23 protein-coding genes are annotated in these 18,253 nt (G+C 69.1%); 10 read left to right on the top strand and 13 right to left on the bottom strand.

Annotated elements, in window-relative coordinates:
* Window positions 1-26: 26 nt before the first annotated feature.
* Window positions 27-1,004: a porphobilinogen synthase gene (gene hemB, locus QCD70_RS06120; protein WP_301214264.1), complete on the bottom strand. Its 978-nt coding sequence runs from the start codon at window positions 1,002-1,004 to the stop codon at window positions 27-29.
* Between the two features lie 75 nt (window positions 1,005-1,079).
* On the opposite strand from hemB, the gene QCD70_RS06115 reads away from it, so the two are divergent.
* The 3 genes from QCD70_RS06115 (at window position 1,080) to QCD70_RS06105 (ending at window position 2,912) form a co-directional block, all read left to right on the top strand.
* Entirely contained in the window at window positions 1,080-1,562 is a 483-nt protein-coding gene (locus QCD70_RS06115; protein ID WP_301214263.1) for a MarR family winged helix-turn-helix transcriptional regulator, read from the top strand.
* A gap of 127 nt (window positions 1,563-1,689) precedes the next feature.
* Window positions 1,690-2,496 (top strand): MBL fold metallo-hydrolase, encoded by an 807-nt coding sequence (locus QCD70_RS06110; protein WP_301214262.1) that lies wholly within the window; start codon window positions 1,690-1,692, stop codon window positions 2,494-2,496.
* On the top strand, window positions 2,487-2,912 hold the full coding sequence (locus QCD70_RS06105) for a nuclear transport factor 2 family protein (RefSeq protein ID WP_301214261.1): 426 nt from the start codon (window positions 2,487-2,489) through the stop codon (window positions 2,910-2,912). The genes QCD70_RS06110 and QCD70_RS06105 overlap by 10 nt, the downstream gene beginning before the upstream one ends.
* 74 nt (window positions 2,913-2,986) lie before the next feature.
* Here QCD70_RS06105 and QCD70_RS06100 read toward each other — a convergent pair whose 3' ends face one another.
* Complete coding sequence (locus tag QCD70_RS06100; protein WP_301214260.1) at window positions 2,987-3,670, bottom strand: NADPH-dependent F420 reductase; 684 nt, start codon at window positions 3,668-3,670, stop codon at window positions 2,987-2,989.
* A 111-nt stretch (window positions 3,671-3,781) separates the two neighbouring features.
* Here QCD70_RS06100 and QCD70_RS06095 point away from each other — a divergent pair, with 111 nt between their 5' ends.
* Entirely contained in the window at window positions 3,782-4,102 is a 321-nt protein-coding gene (locus QCD70_RS06095; RefSeq protein ID WP_301214259.1) for an ArsR/SmtB family transcription factor, read from the top strand.
* 184 nt (window positions 4,103-4,286) lie between these two features.
* On the opposite strand, the gene QCD70_RS06090 is transcribed toward QCD70_RS06095, so the two are convergent.
* The 10 genes from QCD70_RS06090 to hemE all read right to left on the bottom strand — a co-directional run bounded on the left by QCD70_RS06090 (window position 4,287) and on the right by hemE (window position 12,452).
* Window positions 4,287-5,072 (bottom strand): uroporphyrinogen-III synthase, encoded by a 786-nt coding sequence (locus tag QCD70_RS06090; RefSeq protein ID WP_441004924.1) that lies wholly within the window; start codon window positions 5,070-5,072, stop codon window positions 4,287-4,289.
* Window positions 5,072-6,004, bottom strand: a complete 933-nt coding sequence (gene hemC / locus QCD70_RS06085) for a hydroxymethylbilane synthase (RefSeq protein ID WP_301214257.1) — start codon at window positions 6,002-6,004, stop codon at window positions 5,072-5,074. The genes QCD70_RS06090 and hemC overlap by 1 nt, the downstream gene beginning before the upstream one ends.
* Window positions 6,005-6,055: 51 nt before the next feature.
* Entirely contained in the window at window positions 6,056-7,219 is a 1,164-nt protein-coding gene (locus QCD70_RS06080) for a ferrochelatase (protein ID WP_301214256.1), read from the bottom strand.
* Window positions 7,216-7,932 carry a hydrogen peroxide-dependent heme synthase gene (gene hemQ / locus QCD70_RS06075; protein ID WP_301214255.1) on the bottom strand — a complete coding sequence of 239 codons (717 nt, stop codon included), beginning with the start codon at window positions 7,930-7,932 and terminating at the stop codon, window positions 7,216-7,218. Before hemQ ends, QCD70_RS06080 begins: the two co-directional genes overlap by 4 nt.
* 65 nt (window positions 7,933-7,997) lie before the next feature.
* Window positions 7,998-8,366: a DUF3618 domain-containing protein gene (locus tag QCD70_RS06070; protein ID WP_301214254.1), complete on the bottom strand. Its 369-nt coding sequence runs from the start codon at window positions 8,364-8,366 to the stop codon at window positions 7,998-8,000.
* The gene (locus QCD70_RS06065) at window positions 8,363-8,767 is read right to left on the bottom strand and encodes a phage holin family protein (RefSeq protein WP_301214253.1); all 405 of its coding nucleotides are present in this window, start codon (window positions 8,765-8,767) and stop codon (window positions 8,363-8,365) included. Before QCD70_RS06065 ends, QCD70_RS06070 begins: the two co-directional genes overlap by 4 nt.
* Before the next feature lie 9 nt (window positions 8,768-8,776).
* Window positions 8,777-9,154 carry a YtxH domain-containing protein gene (locus tag QCD70_RS06060; RefSeq protein WP_301214252.1) on the bottom strand — a complete coding sequence of 126 codons (378 nt, stop codon included), beginning with the start codon at window positions 9,152-9,154 and terminating at the stop codon, window positions 8,777-8,779.
* Between the two features lie 145 nt (window positions 9,155-9,299).
* Window positions 9,300-9,755, bottom strand: coding sequence for a hypothetical protein (locus QCD70_RS06055; protein ID WP_301214251.1), 456 nt, complete (start codon window positions 9,753-9,755; stop codon window positions 9,300-9,302).
* 17 nt (window positions 9,756-9,772) lie between these two features.
* A complete protein-coding gene (locus QCD70_RS06050; RefSeq protein ID WP_301214250.1) occupies window positions 9,773-11,266 on the bottom strand; it encodes a protoporphyrinogen/coproporphyrinogen oxidase in 1,494 nt (497 codons plus the stop codon).
* Between the two features lie 109 nt (window positions 11,267-11,375).
* Window positions 11,376-12,452: a uroporphyrinogen decarboxylase gene (gene hemE, locus QCD70_RS06045; RefSeq protein WP_301214249.1), complete on the bottom strand. Its 1,077-nt coding sequence runs from the start codon at window positions 12,450-12,452 to the stop codon at window positions 11,376-11,378.
* A 56-nt stretch (window positions 12,453-12,508) separates the two neighbouring features.
* On the opposite strand from hemE, the gene QCD70_RS06040 reads away from it, so the two are divergent.
* From QCD70_RS06040 to QCD70_RS06020, 5 genes are all read left to right on the top strand, one after another.
* Window positions 12,509-13,843, top strand: a complete 1,335-nt coding sequence (locus tag QCD70_RS06040) for a glutamyl-tRNA reductase (RefSeq protein ID WP_301214248.1) — start codon at window positions 12,509-12,511, stop codon at window positions 13,841-13,843.
* On the top strand, window positions 13,844-14,449 hold the full coding sequence (locus QCD70_RS06035; RefSeq protein WP_301214247.1) for a GNAT family N-acetyltransferase: 606 nt from the start codon (window positions 13,844-13,846) through the stop codon (window positions 14,447-14,449).
* On the top strand, window positions 14,442-14,849 hold the full coding sequence (locus tag QCD70_RS06030; protein WP_301214246.1) for an NUDIX hydrolase: 408 nt from the start codon (window positions 14,442-14,444) through the stop codon (window positions 14,847-14,849). The genes QCD70_RS06035 and QCD70_RS06030 overlap by 8 nt, the downstream gene beginning before the upstream one ends.
* Before the next feature lie 95 nt (window positions 14,850-14,944).
* The gene (locus tag QCD70_RS06025; RefSeq protein ID WP_301214245.1) at window positions 14,945-15,340 is read left to right on the top strand and encodes a PPOX class F420-dependent oxidoreductase; all 396 of its coding nucleotides are present in this window, start codon (window positions 14,945-14,947) and stop codon (window positions 15,338-15,340) included.
* Window positions 15,337-15,864 carry a VanZ family protein gene (locus QCD70_RS06020; protein WP_301214244.1) on the top strand — a complete coding sequence of 176 codons (528 nt, stop codon included), beginning with the start codon at window positions 15,337-15,339 and terminating at the stop codon, window positions 15,862-15,864. The genes QCD70_RS06025 and QCD70_RS06020 overlap by 4 nt, the downstream gene beginning before the upstream one ends.
* Before the next feature lie 153 nt (window positions 15,865-16,017).
* Here the strand turns inward: QCD70_RS06020 and QCD70_RS06015 are convergent, their stop codons facing one another.
* Entirely contained in the window at window positions 16,018-17,070 is a 1,053-nt protein-coding gene (locus QCD70_RS06015) for an aminotransferase class V-fold PLP-dependent enzyme (protein WP_301214243.1), read from the bottom strand.
* Window positions 17,071-17,151: 81 nt separating this feature from the next.
* Here QCD70_RS06015 and QCD70_RS06010 point away from each other — a divergent pair, with 81 nt between their 5' ends.
* Entirely contained in the window at window positions 17,152-18,126 is a 975-nt protein-coding gene (locus QCD70_RS06010; protein ID WP_301214242.1) for a LysR family transcriptional regulator, read from the top strand.
* The last annotated feature ends 127 nt before the right edge of the window (window positions 18,127-18,253 follow it).

Genomic DNA, 18,253 nt, shown 5'->3' with positions numbered 1-18,253 from the left:
TACGCCTTGCTCAGGGAACGGGGAAATCAGGACAGGGTGGTGGCGAGCTCGGTCGCCCAGTAGGTGAGAACGGTATCGGCTCCGGCCCTCTTGATGCTGAGGACCGACTCGAGGATCGCCCGGTCGCGGTCGATCCAGCCGTTGGCCGCGGCGGCCTCGATCATGGCGTACTCGCCCGAGACCTGGTAGGCCCACACGGGAACCGGCGACCAGGCCGAGACGTCGGCGAGCACGTCGAGGTAGCTGCCGGCGGGCTTCACCATCACGATGTCGGCGCCCTCCTCCACGTCGAGCTGCGCCTCGCGCAGGCCCTCGCGGCGGTTGGCCGGATCGAGCTGGTAGCTACGCCGGTTGCCCGTGAGCGTCGACTCGACGGCCTCGCGGAACGGTCCGTAGTAGGCGCTCGCATACTTCGCGGAGTAGGCGAGCACGGCCACGTCGCTGCGGCCGGCGGTGTCGAGGGCATCGCGCACGGCGGCGACCTGGCCGTCCATCATGCCCGAGAGGCCGAGCAGCGCGGAGCCCGCATCGGCCTGCGCCAGCGCCATGTCGCGGTATCGCAGGAGCGTGGCGTCGTTGTCGACCCGGCCGTCGGCATCCAGAACCCCGCAGTGGCCGTGATCGGTGAACTCGTCGAGGCACAGGTCGGTCTGCACGACCAGCTCGTCGCCGACCTCGGATGCGATCACGCGGGTGGCCTGGTTCAGGATGCCGTCGGGATCGGTCGCGCCGGTGCCGGTGGCGTCACGGTGCTCGGGGACGCCGAAGAGCATGACTCCCCCGATTCCCGCGGCGGCGGCCTCGGCGACGACGCCTCTGACCGAGTCGAGTGTGTGCTGCACGACTCCGGGCATGGAGCCCAGGGGGCGGGGCTCGTCGCCCTCGCGCACGAAGAGGGGGAGGACGAGATCGGCGGGGTGGAGCCGGGTCTCGGCCACCTGTCGTCGAAGGGCGGGAGTGGCGCGAAGACGGCGCGCGCGCACGACAGGAAAGCCGGAAGTCATGGGTTCCAGCCTAATCGTGTGAACTGGGCGGGAGCCGGGGGATGCCCCGACCTAAGGTGGACTCGTGAGCGAACGATGATTTTCACCACGGCGAAACAGGCGGCCGACGATCCGAGGATCCTGGTCTTCGGGCGCCTCCTCGGTGCAGCGAATCGACTCGAGTACATTCTGGGGCACGCGCTCGAAGAGTCCACCGGCCTCACCCATTCCATCTACGAGCTTCTTCTGGTCGTAGGGCGGGCCGGGGGCGACGGGGTTCCCGTGCGGGATGTCGCACAGTCGAGGGTGGTGACGTCGGGCGGGGCGACCCGACTCGTGAACCGCGCGGTCGAACTCGGCCTCATCCGACGACGTCCCTCGCAGACCGACGGCCGCGTGCAGCTCGTGGAGCTCACAGACCTGGGCGAGCAGAGGCTCCTCGAGGCCAGCGAACTCCACGTTCGCAACATCGAGCGCTACCTCGTCGACGTCCTTCCCGCCGACCAGGCGCGCAGCTTCGCCGAGGCCATCCGCACGCTCAGCAAGAATGCGGCGGCCGAGCTTCCGGTGATGCCCTGATCCGAGTCGCGATCACTTTCCTCATGATGGGAATAGCTGACTAGTCAGCTATTGTTCCACTCGATGGCAGCACCGCGCTGCCGCCTCGGCCACCCCGAGCGCCCAGAGACAAGGAACCACCATCACCATGTCACTCTCCTTTGAGGTCTTCGACCTCGACTTCCCCGCCGGCTCCCCCAACAAGTCGGCGACGCTCGTCACCGGCGAGACGGAGGCGCTTCTCGTCGACGCGGGCTTCACCCTCGCCGACGGCCACCGACTCGTCGCGGCCGTACTCGACTCCGGCAAGACGCTGACCACCGTATTCGTCAGCCACGCCGACCCCGACTTCTACTTCGGGCTCGAAGTCGTCGCCGACGCATTCCCCGACGCGCAGATTCTCGCGACGCCCATCGTGATCGATCACATCAGGGCCTCCTTCGAAGGCAAGCTGAAGGCGTGGGCCGCCCTCGGAACCAACCTGCCCACGCGTCTCGTCGACATCCGCCCCCTGAGCGCCGACCATCTCGACGTCGATGGCCACAAGCTCGAGCTGCGCGGCGCATCCACTCTTCTGCCCGACCGCCACTACCTGTGGGCCCCTGACGCGAAGGCGATCATCGGCGGGGTCCTCGTCTTTCAGCAGGAGCACGTGTGGACCGCGGACACGGCCCGACCCGAGCAGCGTGCGGACTGGATCACTCTCCTCGACCAGATGTCGGCTCTCCGCCCCGAGTTCGTGGTCGCGGGGCACCGCCTTCCCGGCACGCCCAACGATGCTTCGGGCATCGACTACACCCGCTCGTACCTCGAAGAGTTCGAGAGGGTGCTCGAGCGCTCCGAAGACGGTGCGTCGGCGACTGCGGCCCTGGTCGAGGCATACCCGAACTCGGGGATGCTCATCGCGGCCCAGCTCGGACCGAAGGTTGCGAAGGGTGAGATGACATGGGGCTGACACTCGAGGACTTCAGCGTTTCGACAACGCCTCGCGACGTCGTGCGCCGCCAGTATCTGGCATCCGCGGCCGGCGATCTCGATGCGCTGCGGGCGACCCTGGCACCCGATGTCGAATGGACCGAGATGGCCGGGTTCCCTCTGGCCGGAACCTACCGAACACCCGAGGGCGTCACATCCGGTGTAATGGAGATCCTCGGTCGGGACTGGGCAGCATGGACCGCGCACGACGACAGCTACGTGGTCGACGGCGAGAACGTCGTGGTGCTCGCCCGCTACACCGCCACCAACAAGGCGACCGGCAAGGCGATCAATGTGCGGGTAGCCCACCACTTCATTGTTCGCGGCGGACTCATCGTGCGGTTCGAGCAGTTCGTCGACACGGCGAAGGTCGCCGAAGCCGCCCACGCCGACTGACGCGAACGCGGGTGTTCACGCGCGGCGCGGTGGTCGAACCACAGCGCTCGGCGTGAACACCCGCGCCGGTCTCTTCACATGTCGCGGTAGCGTCGAGCCTCGGCGAGCTTCGTCGCGAGTTCGTCACGGGAGACAGGCCGCCCCAGGTCCGGATCCTCTCCGCTGAAGTACGGGCGCGTGTATGCGGGGGTGTCCCGCTGGAACCGCCACCCCTCTGACAGCGGGCCGGCATCGAGCGTGTCGTAGCCGATGCGGTCGAGGAACTCCGCGACCGTCTGCTTGGCCACAGGGTCGTCGCCGGCGATCGGGAGCACCGAACGGTCCGCCGACCCACTCGGTCGCGCGAGCGAGGTGAGGTGCGGGAAGTAGATGCTGTTGAACGCCTTCACGACTCGGGAGTCGGGCGCGTGCCTCTGCAGGAGCTCGGTCGTGGTCGTGCTCTCGTCATCGAGTTCTGCGATGTGGCCGTCGCGCTCGGGATAGTAGTTGTTCGTGTCGATCACCGTCTTGCCTCGAAGCTCGGCGACCGGCACGTGCGGGTACGCCTTCAGGGGGATCGTGACGATGGCGAGGTCGGAGTCGGCGGCCGCCTGGGCGGATGTGGCCGCTCGAGCCCGGGGACCGAGCTCTGCGACGAGGTCGCCGAGCGTCTCGGGGCCACGGCTGTTGCTCACGATCACGTCGTAGCCCGCCGCGACGGCCAGGCGGGCGAGGCCGCTGCCGATATTTCCGCTTCCGATCAAACCGATGGTCGTCATCTGTCTCCCTGTGCTTGTACTCTTGTACACTTTTACGTGTACATAGACGGTACATCATGTACACGTTCACGCGTACATATGCGATGAGTTCGAGCCAGCGAGAGGAGCAAGATGGCCAGCAGATTGGCGACTCCACTCACGATCCCCGACGAGAAGGACATCGACCTGTTCGAGGTCATGTCGGCGCTGACCGATCCGACGCGGCGCGCAATCGTCGGGTTCATCGCGGCCGAGCCGGGAACGGGATGCGGCAACAGAGACTTCGGCGTCACCAAGTCCGCGTTGACCCGACACTGGCGCGTGCTCCGCGAGTCGGGCATCATCAGGCAGGAGGCTCACGGGACCCGGCACCGCAACTGGCTGCGCAGAGACGAACTCGATCGCCGGTTCCCCGGCCTGCTCGATCTCGTGCTCGAGGAAAACGGACACTGAACCCGGGCGCCGATGTTTCCCCGTTTGCCGTTCAACAGGATGGATTGGCGACGCGCCGTCGCTCTGTCGACGAAACGCCGTGCGGATTCGAGAATGTCCTGTTGAACGGGGTGGGGTGGTCTCGATACGGCCGCAGGCGGCCTGCTCGACCTGGTGCTCGAGGCCGAGAGCCAGTAGCGGGCTGCTAGTCGTCGGACTTCTGGGCCTTGGCCACGTCGACGATCGCGTCGATCAGCGATATCGCGCTGCGCTCCTTGGCCACGAGGTCGACGCGAACTCCGTAGGCCTCCGCGTCGCGGGCCGTCTGCGGGCCGATCGCGGCCACGATCATGGTCTCGGGCAGAGGACCGAACTGCAGCTGGATCTGCTCCGCGACGCTTCCGGACGTGACGAGAACCGCCTTGAACGCTCCGGCCTGGATGTCGCGCACGATCGCCTCGTCGACGGGAACGCCGATGGTGCGGTAGGCGACGACCGACTCGACGGTGTGGCCGCGGGCGATGAGACCCTCGGTGAGCACGGGCTTGGCGATGTCGCTGCGCAGGGTGAGGATGCGCAGCTCGGCGCCGTACTGCTCGAACTGGGCGAGCTCGCGCAAGAGACCCTTGGCCGAGTTGTCCTCCGGCGGAACGAGATCGACCTGGTAGCCGGCCGCAGTGAGCGCCGCGGCGGTGGTCTCTCCGACGGCGGCGATGTGCGTCGACGAGGGAACCGTGGCCTGGTGCGCCGAGAGCACGTCGACCGTGGTGGCGCTCGTGACCGTCAGCCAGTCGAACGCGCCCGAGGCGAGCGACGCGAGGGCAACATTCAGGGCCTCGTCGTCGGCGGCGGGAGCGAAGTTGATCATGGGGGCGACGACGGGCGTCGCTCCGGCGGCGCGGAGATCGGATGCCACGCCGTGGCCCCAGGGGCCGCCTCGCGGAACCAGTACGCGCCAGCCGCCGAGCGGTCTATTGCTCCAGGGTGTCATCATGCGGCCCCTCCGAGGGGAGCAAGATCTGCGGCCCCGTCTTCGAGCAGCTGCGCGGCGACCGCTGCGCCGAGCGCCTCCGCGAGAACATCGTCGTCGATGCCGGTGAGTGTCGCCTGGCGCGTGCATCCGAGTTCGGCATCGCCCGACGGGTCGTAGACCACGGCGGTGAGAACAAGAAGATCGCCGTCGATCGTGGCGTGCGCGCCGATCGGTGCGGCGCATCCGGCTTCGAGGGTGGCGAGAACGGATCGTTCGGCTCGAACGGCGGTGCGTGTCTGACCGTGTTCGATGCTCAACAGCTCAGTGATGTCGTCTCCTTCTCGCGCCTCGATGGCGAGAGCGCCTTGGCCGGGTGCGGTCGGCCACAGCTCAAGATCAAAGAACTCCGACGCCTCCGCCAGCCGACCCAGTCGTTCGAGCCCTGCCGCGGCCAACACGACGCCGTGAAGGTCTCCCCGTTCAACCGATCGTAGTCGTGTGTCGACATTCCCTCGAATATCCACGACCTCCAGATCAGGACGAAGTGATAACAATTGCGCTCGCCGACGCGGAGAACCCGTTCCCACACGCGCACCCTCGGGCAGATCGGCGAGCGAGACGCCGCCCGCCGTGCACAGCACGTCGCGCGCATCCTCCCTCTCGGGAACCCCGCCGATGACGAGCCCGGGGTAGGTCGCGGTGGGCAGATCTTTGAGCGAGTGCACGATCAGGTCGACCTCGCCGCGCACCAGCGCCTCCCGCAACGCGCTCGCGAAGACACCCGTTCCGCCCAGCGACGCCAGCGATTCGCGCGAGGTGTCACCCTCGGTCTTGATGATCACGAGCTCGATCGGAACGCCGGTCGCCGCCGTGATCTGCTCGGCGACCATGCCCGTCTGCGCGCGCGCGAGCGCGCTGCCACGAGTGGCGATGCGAAGAGTTCGGGTCACAGCAGAAATGCTTTCAGAATGAAACGGGTGTACTCGATGAGCCAGATGCGCTCAGGGGGCGAGTCCGGAGATCGCGGGCTTGAACCCCAAGCGTACGTTCTCGCAGCATCCCGGTCGGCACACGTCGTACCAGGGGCCGAGTTCGGTCACCGCCGGACGCTCGTCGACGGGGGTCGCCTGCGCCCGCTCGAGAACGAGATCGACGAGGCCCGAGACATACGCGGGGTGGATGCCGGGGGTCGGCACCCGCACGGCCGCGAGGCCGGCTTCGGCGGCGGAAGCGAGCGCCTCGTTGTCGAGGTCCCACTTCACCTCCATGTGGTCGCTGACGAATCCGAGCGGCACGATGATGACGGCACGGATGCCGCGGGCCGGCAATTCGGCGATCGCATCGTTGATGTCGGGCTCGAGCCACGGCATCGAGGGCGGGCCGCTGCGCGACTGGAACACGAGCTGCCAGGGTGCGCTCGATTCTGCTGCGAGCATCACGGCCTCGGCGACCGCGAGGTGCTGGGCCTTGTACGCGCCGCCCTCGCCGAAGCCACGGGCCTCCGGGCCCGAGCGGGCGGCATCCGTCGACGGAATCGAGTGCGTCGAGAACAGGACCTCGACCTCGGTCTCGAGGTCGAGATCGGGCTGCTCGGCCGCGAGCGAGACGAACGCCTCGCGCACCCCCTCGATGAACGGTTCGACGAAGCCGGGGTGGTCGAAGAACTGGCGCACCTTGTCGATCTCGAGCTCGTCGCCGAGGCCCGTCTCCTCGAGCGCGATCGCGAAGTCCTCGCGGTACTGCCGGCAGCTCGAGTACGAGCTGTAGGCGCTGGTCGCGATGGCGATCAGCTTGCGGTGACCCGCAGCGGATGCCTCGCGCAGCGCGTCGGCGAGGTACGGGTCCCAGTTGCGGTTGCCCCAGATGACCGGAAGGTCGATGCCGCGGCGATCGATCTCGGCCTGCAACGCGATCTGCAGGGCGCGGTTCTGCGCGTTGATCGGGCTGATGCCGTCGAACGCACGATAGTGGTGGGCCACCTCTTCGAGGCGCTCCTCGGGGATTCCTCGGCCGCGCGTGACATTGCGCAGGAAGGGGATGACGTCGTCCTGCCCCTCCGGACCGCCGAACGAGGCGAGCAGGATGGCGTCGTACTGTGTGGGCTGGGTGACGTGCTCGGGGCCGTCGGCCGCTGCCGGCGTCGCGTTGCGGACCAAGGTGCTCACTGGAGAACCTCGACGAGTTCGGCGGTGGTGATGCGGCGACCCGTGAAGAACGGAACCTCCTCGCGCACGTGCCGACGGGCATCCGTCTGGCGCAGGTCGCGCATGAGATCGACCAGGTTCAGCAGGTCGTCGTCTTCGAGGGCGAGGATCCACTCGTAGTCGCCGAGCGCGAACGAGGCGACCGTGTTGGCGAGAACACTGCGGAACTGGCTGCCCTTGCGGCCGTGCTCGCCGAGCATGGCGCGACGCTCCTCCTCGGGCAGCAGGTACCACTCGTAGCTGCGCACGAACGGGTAGACGGTGAGCCAGGCGGCCGGCTCCTTGCCGCGCATGAACGCGGGCAGGTGGTTCGACGAGAACTCGGCGTCACGGTGCACACCGAGGGCGTTCCACGTGGGGAGGAGGGGTTCGAGCAGGCCGGTGCGCCGCAGCTCGCGAAGCGCCCACTGGAGGGTCTCGGGAACGGCGCCGTGCAGCCAGAACATCAGGTCGGCATCCGCCCGCAGGCCCGAAACGTCGTAGATGCCGCGAACGACGACGCCCTCGGCCTCGACGATCGCGATGGCATCGTCGAGCGTGCCGACGGCGTTGGCCACATCATGTCCATCGAGCGCGGTGGGGCGCTCCGGGTTGCGTCGAAGGACCGCCCACAACGTGTAGCCGATGACCTCCTCGGCTGGCGTGGCGGTCTGGTCGACTGTCGGGTCAGTCATGATCCTCATTCATCTGGTTCGGGTTGTTCGCACGGGCGCAGAGCACCCGTGATGAGCTCGACGCGTCAGCGCCGGGCGAGGAGCCGCACGGCGAGGAACACGGCCCCGCCCACGGCGACCGCGAGTCCGCCGACGCCCGCGGCCAGGGCCACCGGGTTCTCGTCGCGCAGCACGCGGATCTTGTTGGAGATGTCTGCGGCCGCGAGCTTGGCCTGCTTCGGCACGTTGAGCTTGTACTCGATGGCGTCGAGCGTGGCGGCGAGAGCCTCGCGGTTCTTCACGATGTCTGCCGAGAGTTCGGCCGAACTGCGCTTGGGGGGCTCGGGCTTGTCGTCGCTCTGGAGAGCGGTCTTCGCGAGCTGGGTGGTCGCACGAACGGCGGCGCCGTCCACAGGAGCGGCCTTCTTGTCGATACTCGTCTTGTCGGTGCTCATCGGCCGAGTCCCTTGATCGCGTTGACGTCTTTCTTGAGAGAGTCGACCGACTCCTCGGGAACGGGCGGAATGCCCTTCTTGATGCTTCTCACGCCGACGAGCACGAGGATCGCGACGATGACGAGAAGCGCGCCGGCGACGATCAGGGCGGCGAGCCACGGCGCGAACACCGTGGCGAGTCCGAGGACTGCCGCAGCGATGAGCACGGCGAGGGCGAAGAAGCCGAGCAGAGCCGCCACGACGAAGAGGGCCGCGCCGACCCCGAGCTTCGCGAGCCTCGAGGTGATCTCGCGCTTCAGGCCTTCGATCTCGTCTTTGACGAGCGTCACGAGCTGGCCGGGCAGTTCGCCGAGAAGCTCTCCGAGCGACTTCTTGCGAGCCGGGTTGGTAATGTTCGTCATGGAACCGGCCTACTCGTCGGTGTCGGTCGCCGCGGTGGCGGGCGCCGGGGTCGCCGGAGTCATCTTCGTGCTCGACGACGTGCCGGCCGAGGACTTCGCACCAGAGGTCGACTTCTTCTTCGCCGGGCCCGCCGACTTCGCGGGGGTGTCGTCGAGGTGCAGCAGCGAGCGCACGGCCTTCTTCGTGGCGTTGCCCGCCTTGAGCTGCACCGTGTCGACGCGCTGGCCGGCGAACTCCCTGACGGCTCCGGCCACCTGCTGAACGGGAGCGAGGTTCCAGACCTTGTCCGCACCCGCCTTGATCTGCTCGTACCGCGGCCGACCGGCACGCGAGCCGAGAACGTAGCCTGTGGCCAGACCGACCACCAAAATCAATTTGCCGCGCATAACGACTCCGATCCATTCAAGAGTTGGCGTGAGCTATAAGCGTAGACCTTGCGGCTTGAACGTCGAGCGGGCTGATTTCGCGGGCCGCAGTGTGTTAGAGGCCCGTCACGCGGGCGCGTCACCTGCGGCAACCGAGGGATGAATTTCAGACCATGCCTCCGTCGTACCAGCCGAGGGGGCCGGCAGACAAACTGAGATGCCTGTGTCTCTCCGCATCCGACACTTGCCAGCCGTAGTTCACGATGGATACGTAGCTCTCGCCGTCGCGCTGTGTCCTGGCCCGGCTCTGGCCGAGCCCGCCCGTGTAGACCTCCTCATCCAAGCACGTGATGAGGAACTGCCCTACCCAGTCATTCGCGTCTTCCGGGATCCTCCAGAGCCAATACTGAGGCCTCTCCGATGATGGTAGGGCGACGACCAGGCGAGCCCTCTTGCCGTCCCTCTGCTCGATCGCCAGGTCGATCTCCCCGTTCGACGGTCGCAGATCGTGAACGTAGTAGTCGAGCGGAGACTCCGTGCCACGGGCCAGACGCCAGATTCCCTCGCGCTTGAACAACTCGGCATAGATCTGCGCATCAGAGATCTTGTCTGCTCGCCCCATCGCTTTCGGCAGTTCAGTCAGCGCGCGCCCGTGCGCAGCTCGAAAGCGAAATCGGATGCGGCGGGCCGCGACTGCGCGATTGTCGCGGCCAGCCCGGTGCCCGCCATCCAGGCCCCGACGACCAGCAGGCCGGGAACGGCATCAACCTGCGCGCGCACGGCCTCGACCCGGGCGCGGTGGCCGACGGTGGCGAAGGCCAGGGAGTCGTTCCAGCGGGTGACGTCGAACCCGCGCACCGAACTCTCCTCGAGGGCGAGCCCGAGCAGAGCGCCGGCGTCGGCCAGCGCCTGGGCCCGGGTCGGCGACTGCGCGACGACGTCGCGGTCGTAGGAGAGGCGCAGCACGTGGCGCCCGGGGCCGGCGGCCTCTGCCAGCCAGTTCCATTTGGCGGTCGCGTGGGTCAGCGCCTTGGCCTGGATGCCCGGAACACCGGTCGCGACGAGCACGCCGGTTCCGCGCGGGGCCGCGTCGAGCCGGGAGTCGTCGACGACGAGGGTGGCGAGCTCGACCGACGCGGGCTCCGGCCACGACTCCGGAGCGCCGGTGTCGAGGCCGAGGCCGCCGAGCAGCGCGAGTCCCGTGCGGAACGACGTGGCCACGACGACGGCCTGCGACGTGATCTGCACGGGCTCGTCGTCGACGGCCGCGGTCGTGACCCAGCGGCTGCCGTTCCCTGAGCTCGTCGAAGGGCGGTTCCCTTCGACAGGCTCAGGGAGCGGGAAAGGTCCCGTGCTCTGCACCGCCGTCGACATGCGGAACTCGACGCCGAACTTCTCGCAGTCCGCGACGAGCGCCTCGACCAGCCGGAACATGCCGCCGTCGATGCCGCCGACGGCCGAGCCTGCGGCCACCTTCGACCCGCGCTCCTCGAGGAGCGCCAGCACGGCGCCCGACAGTGAGCCCTGATTGGTCATGGCCTTCGTGAGGCCGGGGGCGACGGCGTGCACGTCGATGACGGTCGGCGAGGCCGAATGGACTCCCCCGACGATGGGTGTGACGAGACGATCGAGAACGGCCTGGCCCATGCGTCGGCGCACGATACCGCCGAGGTCGGTCTCGGGGCGCACGCGCAGCAGGGGGATGTAGCGGTCGAGCTGGGCCCGCAGCGAGCCCCTCCACCCGAGAATGCGGCGCACGTCGTCGGCGAGCGGGGCGCCAGGAATTCCGAGCAGGCTGAGCTTCGGCAGCGGCGCGGCTCCGTCGGGAAGCTGCACCCAGGCGCCACGGGGGTTCGGGGTGACGATGGCGTCGCCCAGGCCGAGGTCGGCGATCAGCGATGCGACGGGGCCCGGCTTGCCCTTCTCGCCGCCGCGGGTCGCGAAGCTCTCCGCCCCGCTGTCGAGCCGGATGCCGTCGACCGTGTGCGTGGCGACGAATCCCCCCGGGGTCTCGGCCGCGTCGAGCACGGTGACGCGCAGGCCCTTGCGAGCGCACTCCCGGGCCGCGACGAGCCCCGCGACGCCCGCTCCGATCACCACGACATCGGTGTCGACCGGATCTATCTCGGTCACTCGAAGCTCCAGGTCAGCACGTTCGTGTCGCCACGCCGCTCATTCGCGCCGTCAGCCGGCGTGTTGAGCGATTCGTGCTGACTTAGTACCGAAGTCGCAGCCGAGGTGCTCATCGAGAGTGCACGAGTTCGACGATGCGGGTGAGCACGGCGGGGTCTGTCTCGGGTGGAACGCCATGACCGAGGTTGAGAACGTGGGCCGGGGCTGCCTTTCCGCTCTCGAGAACGCCAAGCACGTGCTTCTCGAGCACCGGCCAGGGCGCCGACAGCAGGGCGGGGTCGATGTTGCCCTGCAGGGGAACGCCGCCGCCGAGGCGACGGCTGGCCTCGGCGAGCGGGATGCGCCAGTCGACGCCCATGACGTCGGCCCCGATGTCGTGCATGGCCGAGAGCACCTCGCCGCTGCCCACACCGAAGTGCACCGTGGGCACTCCGAGGTCGGCGACTGCCGACAGCGCCTTAGCGGAGTGCCGCTGCACGTGTGCGGTGTAGTCGGCGAGCGACAGCGATCCCACCCACGAGTCGAACAGCTGCGCCGCCGAGGCCCCCGCGAGAACCTGGGCCCGCAGGAACTGGCCCGTGACCGTCGCGGCCCAGTCGAGCAGGCCGGCCCAGGCATCCGGGTCGGAGTGCATCAGGGTGCGCGCCCGCAGGTGGTCCTTCGACGGACCGCCCTCGACGAGGTAGGCGGCGAGCGTGAAGGGGGCCCCGGCGAATCCGATGAGCGGGGTGCCGCCGAGCTGGGCGACCGTGCGGGCGACGCCGGCCGAGATCGGCGCGAGCGCGGCCTGGTCGAGGGCCGGCAGCGCGGCCACGTCATCGGCGGTGCGAACCGGCTTGCCGAGCACGGGACCGCGGCCGGGAACGATGTCGACGTCGACGCCGGCCAGCTTGAGGGGGATGACGATGTCGCTGAAGAAGATGCCCGCATCGACACCGTGGCGACGCACCGGCTGCAGCGTGATCTCGCTCGAGAGTTCGGGGTCGAGGCAGGCGTCGAGCATCTGCGTTCCCACGCGCAGCTCGCGGTACTCGGGAAGCGATCGTCCGGCCTGGCGCATGAACCACACGGGGGTGACGTCGCCACGCCGGCCCCTGTAGGTGGTGACGAGGGCGCTGGATGCCGTGCGCCCGTCGACCAGGGGATGCTCGGCGGGCAGGGCGGGTGCGGCGGTTGTCGAAGTCACCGGGCGATTTTACCTGCGCTGCCTGAGCGGTCTTCTACACGACGTAGACTTGGCGGGTGCTGCTCTGCCTGACTGCGAACCATCGCAACGCCAGCTTCGATCTTCTCGAGAAGCTGTCGATCGGCGCACCCTCCCTCGCGACATCGCTCGTCACCGACAGCGACTTCATACAGGGCGCCGTGGTTCTCGCCACCTGCAACCGCTTCGAGGCCTACCTCGATGTCGACGAGCCCCTCACCGCAGCGGCAGCCCTCGCGGCCGAGCAGGCCATGGAGGTGCTGGCCGAGGCATCCATCGTGGACGTCGAAGACGTGCGCAGCACCCTCACCGTTCTCTGCGGCGACACCGTGGCCGAGCACCTCTTCTCGGTGTCGAGCGGGCTCGAGTCTGTCGCCATCGGCGAAGACGAGATCGCCGGCCAGGTTCGCCGGGCCCTCACCACCGCCCGCGTCGAGCACACCACCTCGAGCGACCTCGAGCGTCTGTTCCAGCGGGCGTCGAAGACCTCGCGGGGCGTCAAGACCAAGACGGGTCTGGGCGGCGCGGGCCGCAGCCTCGTGCGCCTCGCCCTCGACCTGGCCGAGAGCCGCGTCACCGACTGGGCCGGCACCACCGTCCTCCTCGTGGGCACCGGGCGCTACGCCCGCGCCAGCCTCGCCGCCCTCCGCGATCGCGGCGTCACGAACGTGCGGGTCTACTCTCCGTCGGGCCGTGCCGCGAACTTCGCCGCGTCGCATGAGCTGCAGGCCGTTGCGAAGGCCGAGCTGGTCGCGGCGATCGCGGCATCCGATGTGATCGTCACCTGCAGCACCGCGCCCACCGTCGTTCTCACGGCGGCCCAGCTCGCCGCGGCCGGCGAGCTGCCCGGGGCCGTCGAGCGTCGTCTGGTCATCGACCTCGGCCTGCCGCGCAACGTCGACCCCGCCGTCTCGGCGGTCGCGGGCACCGAGCTGCTCGACCTCGAGACCGTCAGCCTGCACGCGCCGCTCGACGAGCTGAACGCCGAGTCAGACGCACGTGCGCTCGTGGGAGAGGCCGCGGCCGAGTACCGCGCATCCCGCGCCGAGGCCGAAGTCACCCCGGCCGTCGTCGCGCTGCGTTCGCACCTCTTCGATCTGCTCGACGCGGAGATCGCGCGGGCGCGTTCGCGCGGCGACTCGTCGGACGAGACCGAGCGCGCGCTGCGGCACCTGGTCGGCGTGATTCTGCACACTCCCTCTGTGCGGGCCCGCGAGCTGGCTCGCACGGGCGGCACCGAGACCGTGTTCGCGGCCGTCGAGGCACTCTTCGGCCTGCAGGCCTCCCCCGCCGATGCGTCCGGCGCATCCGGAGCCATCGAGGCCGTCGTCGCCTCCACCCTTCCTCTCACCCACCGCACCCACGGAGGCTGAGTGAGCGACGAGGCCCTGCTGCGTGTGACAGACCCCATCCGCACCGAACGCCTCGTGCTGCGCACGCTCACCCTCGACGACCTCGACGACGTCTTCGCCTACGCCGGGCGCGACGACGTCATCCGGTACCTGCCGTGGCCCCGGCGAAATCGTGACGAGGTGGCCGAACACCTGGCGAGGCGGCTGAACACCACGCTCGCCTCCGACGGCGACGTGATCGTGCTCGGCGTCGAGCTGCCCGCGACCCCGGGCGACCCGGAGTCGCGACCGCGCATCATCGGAGACATGACTCTGGTTCTCTCGAGTGTCGAGCACAGACAGGCCACGATCGGCTGGGTGCTGAACCCGGAGTACCAGGGCAAGGGCTACGCGGCGGAGGCCGCATCCCGAGTTCTCACGCTGGCCTTCGACGAGCTCCACTCGCACCGCGTCATCGCCGAGCTCGATCCCCGCAACACGGCCTCGGCCGCGCTCTGCTACCGGCTCGGCATGCGTCTCGAGGGGCACTTCGTGCACAGCGAGATCTTCAAGGGAGAGTGGGGAGACCTCGCCGTCTACGCGATCCTCGACGTGGAGTGGAACGCCCGGAACGCGCTCGATGGCTGAGCTGCCCACGATCCTCGTCGCCGCGGTGGCACTCGTGCGCGACCGCCGCGTTCTCATGGTCACCGCACGGGGGCGCGACGTCGTCTACATGCCCGGCGGCAAGATCGACGCCGGCGAGACCGCGTTCGATGCAGCCATCCGGGAGGCTCGCGAAGAGATCTCGGTCGACCTCGACCGCGCCTCCGTGACCGAACTCTTCACCGTGACCGTGCAGGCGCACGGCGAACCCGAGGGCCGACTGGTCGAGATGCGCGTGTTCCAGGCGTCCACGCCCGACGAGCCCGTCGCATCCGCCGAGGTCGACGCCGTGCACTGGGTGACGACCCTCGACGCCGACCGCTGCCCTCCGGCCGGCCGCGAGACCCTCACGCGCCTGGCCTCCTTGAATCTGATCGACTGACTCCCTCCCCGCTCCCTGAGCCTGTCGAAGGGCCGGCCCGTTCCCTGAGCCTGTCGAAGGGCCGCCCGTTCCCGCGAGTCGGCTACTGTTCAGGCATGACTCTGGATGCCGGGCTCGCCTCGATCGCCGACGAACGGTTCGTGTCGCTCACCACATTTCGCAAGACGGGAGAGGGAGTCTCGACTCCCGTGTGGATCGCCCGCGACGGCGATGCCCTCATCGTGACGACGCCCGATGGAACGGGCAAGGTGAAGCGGCTGCGCAACGACGACCGCGTCGAGCTGCGCCCCTGCGATCGCATGGGCAAGGTGGCCGACGACGCCCCGACCGTGGGCGCTCGCGCAGAGATCGTCGACTCAGACGAGGCCCGCGCGAGCCAGGAGCGCATCTTTCTCGCCAAGTACCGCCTCGAGTACCGCATCTTCATGTTCATCGAACGCCTCGGCAAAAAAGGTCAGAAGAAGCGTGTGAGCCTGCGCATCACGGCGTGAGCGGATTCTCCTTCGAGCTCGCCTACGCGGCGCTGCTCGCCGTGACCGGCGTCGCGGGCATCGTCTTCGCGGTGCGCGGCTCCCGACCGAGCCGAGGCTCTCGCGGCCGCGACAGCTCTCGCAGCTCTCGCAGCCCCCGCGGCGACCGCGTCGCGATCGTCGTCTTCCTCGCCGCGTGGCTCGCCGGACTGCTCTTCATGACTCTGCGCCCAAGCTCGGGCAGGGGGTCGCTGCTCAACCTCGTTCCCCTGAGCTTCGAAGGTCCGGGCGCCGTGGTCGACGCCGTGCTCAACGTGGGCGTCTTCGTACCGCTCGGACTGCTGCTCGCGGCGGCGGCCATCCGGTTTCCCGTCGCGCTGCTCATCGGACTGCTGCTCTCGGTCACGATCGAGCTGAGCCAGTTCGTCGTGCAGGTCGGTCGCACATCCGACATCAACGACCTCATCACGAACACCACGGGCACCGTGCTGGGGTGGGCGCTCGGGGCCGCGGTGGTGCACATTCGGCGACGGGTCGACGGGTAGCGCGATCCATCCGTCAGTCGATGCTCGTATCGGCCGGCATCATTGCATCCGCTGACGGATGGATGCCCTTCGACAGGCTCAGGGAGCGGGCGGGCACGCCGGCTCAGGGAGCGGGCGGGCACGCCGGCTCAGGGAGCGGGCTGGCAGGCCGGCTCAGGCGGCGAGGGCGAGCGCCGCGAGCACGTCGGCCACGTCGCGCTCGTCGTTCCACAGGTGGAATGCCACGCGGGCGCATCCGGCCCTGCCCGACGCGACGATGCCGGCGGCTACCAGCGCCTCGAGGTGCCGACCATCGGCATCCGGCCACGTGACGATCGCCTGACCGCGCCGCGGAATGCCGAGCCCGTCGCAGAGCGCGTCGCCCAGCGCCACATTGTGCGCGTGCACCTCGGCGAGGTCGAGCGACGCGAAGAGCTCGATCGCGGGCTGGGCGCCCACCCACACGGGCCAGGCCGGAGACACGTCGAAGCTTCGAGCATCCGCGGCGAGGCTCATATTCGGGCCGTAGCACGATCCCCAGATGTCTTCGCCGGCGTACCAGTTCGCCTGAAGTGGAGCGAGCGTCTGCTGGTAGCCCTCCGCGAGGGTCATGAATGCCGCGCCGCGCGGGGCGCACAGCCACTTGTAGGCGTGGCAGACCGTGGCATCGAAGAGGGAGGCGTCGACGGGCATCGCACCCGCCGCCTGCGTGGTGTCGCACAGGGTGAACGCACCGTTCGCACGGGCCGCCGCCACGATCGCATCGACGTCGGCGACCCTGCCCGACGACGACTGCACGAGAGAGAACGCCACGAGGTGCGTGGCCGGGGTGATGGATGCCGCGAGCGCCTCGAGCGCGACATGCCGCACCACGACGCCACGGCTCTCGGCCACCACGAACGGGAACACCATCGAGCTGAAATCCCCGTCGACGCACAGAACCTCGCGGCCGGCCGGCACCGCGGCGGCCAGCACGCTGACCATCGCCGAGGTCTGAGACCCGATCGCCACGCGACCCGCGTCGACGCCCATGAGACGGGCGAAGGATGCGCGGGTGCGGTCGATCACGGCGTCGTATCTGGCCGGCGAACAGCGTCCGGCAGCCCAGTCCGCCTGGTCGGCGCGCATGGCCTCGAGCGTCGACGACGTCGCCAGGCCCAGCGAGCATGCGCCGAGGTATCGTCGGCCTCCGACGAACTGGGCACGGGCCTCGGCGAGTGTGGTCATGCATCCAGCGTGAGCCCTTGCCACCCATTCAACAACGGCAGCTTGAGCATCGCTGACATAAGCCGAAGTTATGATCGTGGCATGACCCTCACTCCCCCCGCCCGATCGAGCCTGGCCGCCGATCTCGACTCGCAGACCCTGCGCGTGATCAGGGCCGTTGCCGACAGGGGCTCGATCACGGCGGCCGCGGCCTCGCTCGGCTACAGCCAGCCCGCGCTCAGTCAGAGCATCCGGCGGCTCGAGGAGAAGCTCGGCATGCCCGTGCTCACCCGGGTCGCGCGCGGCGTCGAGCTCACCGAGGCCGGCGAGGTGCTCGCGCGGCACGCGGCCACAGTGCTGCGGGCCATCGACTCGGCGGCAGACGAGCTGTCGGAGCTCTCGGGGCTGCGCTCCGGGCTGGTGCGCATCGCGGCGTTCCCGTCGGCGTCGTCGACCGTCGTGCCGAGGCTGCTCGGCGACATCACTCGCCGGCATCCGGGCGTGCGCTTCAGCTACCTCGAGGCCGAACCGCCCGAGGCCGTGCAGGCCGTTCGCGACCACGCGGCCGACATCGCCCTCACCTTCAGCTACCCGGGCGACCCCGACGATCCGCACCGGGCGAGCGCCACGGGCCTCGCCACCGTGCCGCTCTGGCGCGAGCAGATGCTGCTCGTGGTTCCGGATGCGCCGGGCCTCGGCGACGGCGCGATCGAGCTGGCGGGTCTCGCCGACGCCGGCTGGATCGCCGGCTGCCCGCGGTGCCGCGGGCACCTGATCGAGCTGTGCGAGGCATCCGGATTCACCCCCGCGCTCGGCTACGAGACCGACAACGTGCAGGCCGTGCTGGCCATGGTCGCGGCGGGCCTCGGCGTGGCGCTGCTGCCGTCGCTCGCCCTGTCCGCCACGCCCCTGCCCTCGGGGGTCACGACCAGGCCGCCGGCGGCTGCCGACTACCGCACGGTGCACCTCGTCACGGCGCAGGGCTCGGCCGGGGTACCCGCGATCGGCGCGACGATCGCGGCGATCCGCTCGCTGGATGCCGCCGCCTGGGGCCTCGAGGCCCTGCTCTCACGCTGATGCGCTGGTCGCGTGACGCACCGAGGTGCGGAAAGTGGCCGCTTCGTCGACGGCAGAGTCATATGGTCGTTGCAACGCTCTGATTGATCGGAGTGTTGATGTCGACGAAGAAGTATGGCGTTCGGTA

This window comes from Agreia sp. PsM10 (assembly GCF_030433855.1).
Classification (GTDB): Bacteria; Actinomycetota; Actinomycetes; order Actinomycetales; family Microbacteriaceae; genus Agreia.
The sequence above is the reverse complement of the archived record's forward strand: the minus strand, read 5'-3'. Positions and strand labels throughout refer to the sequence as shown.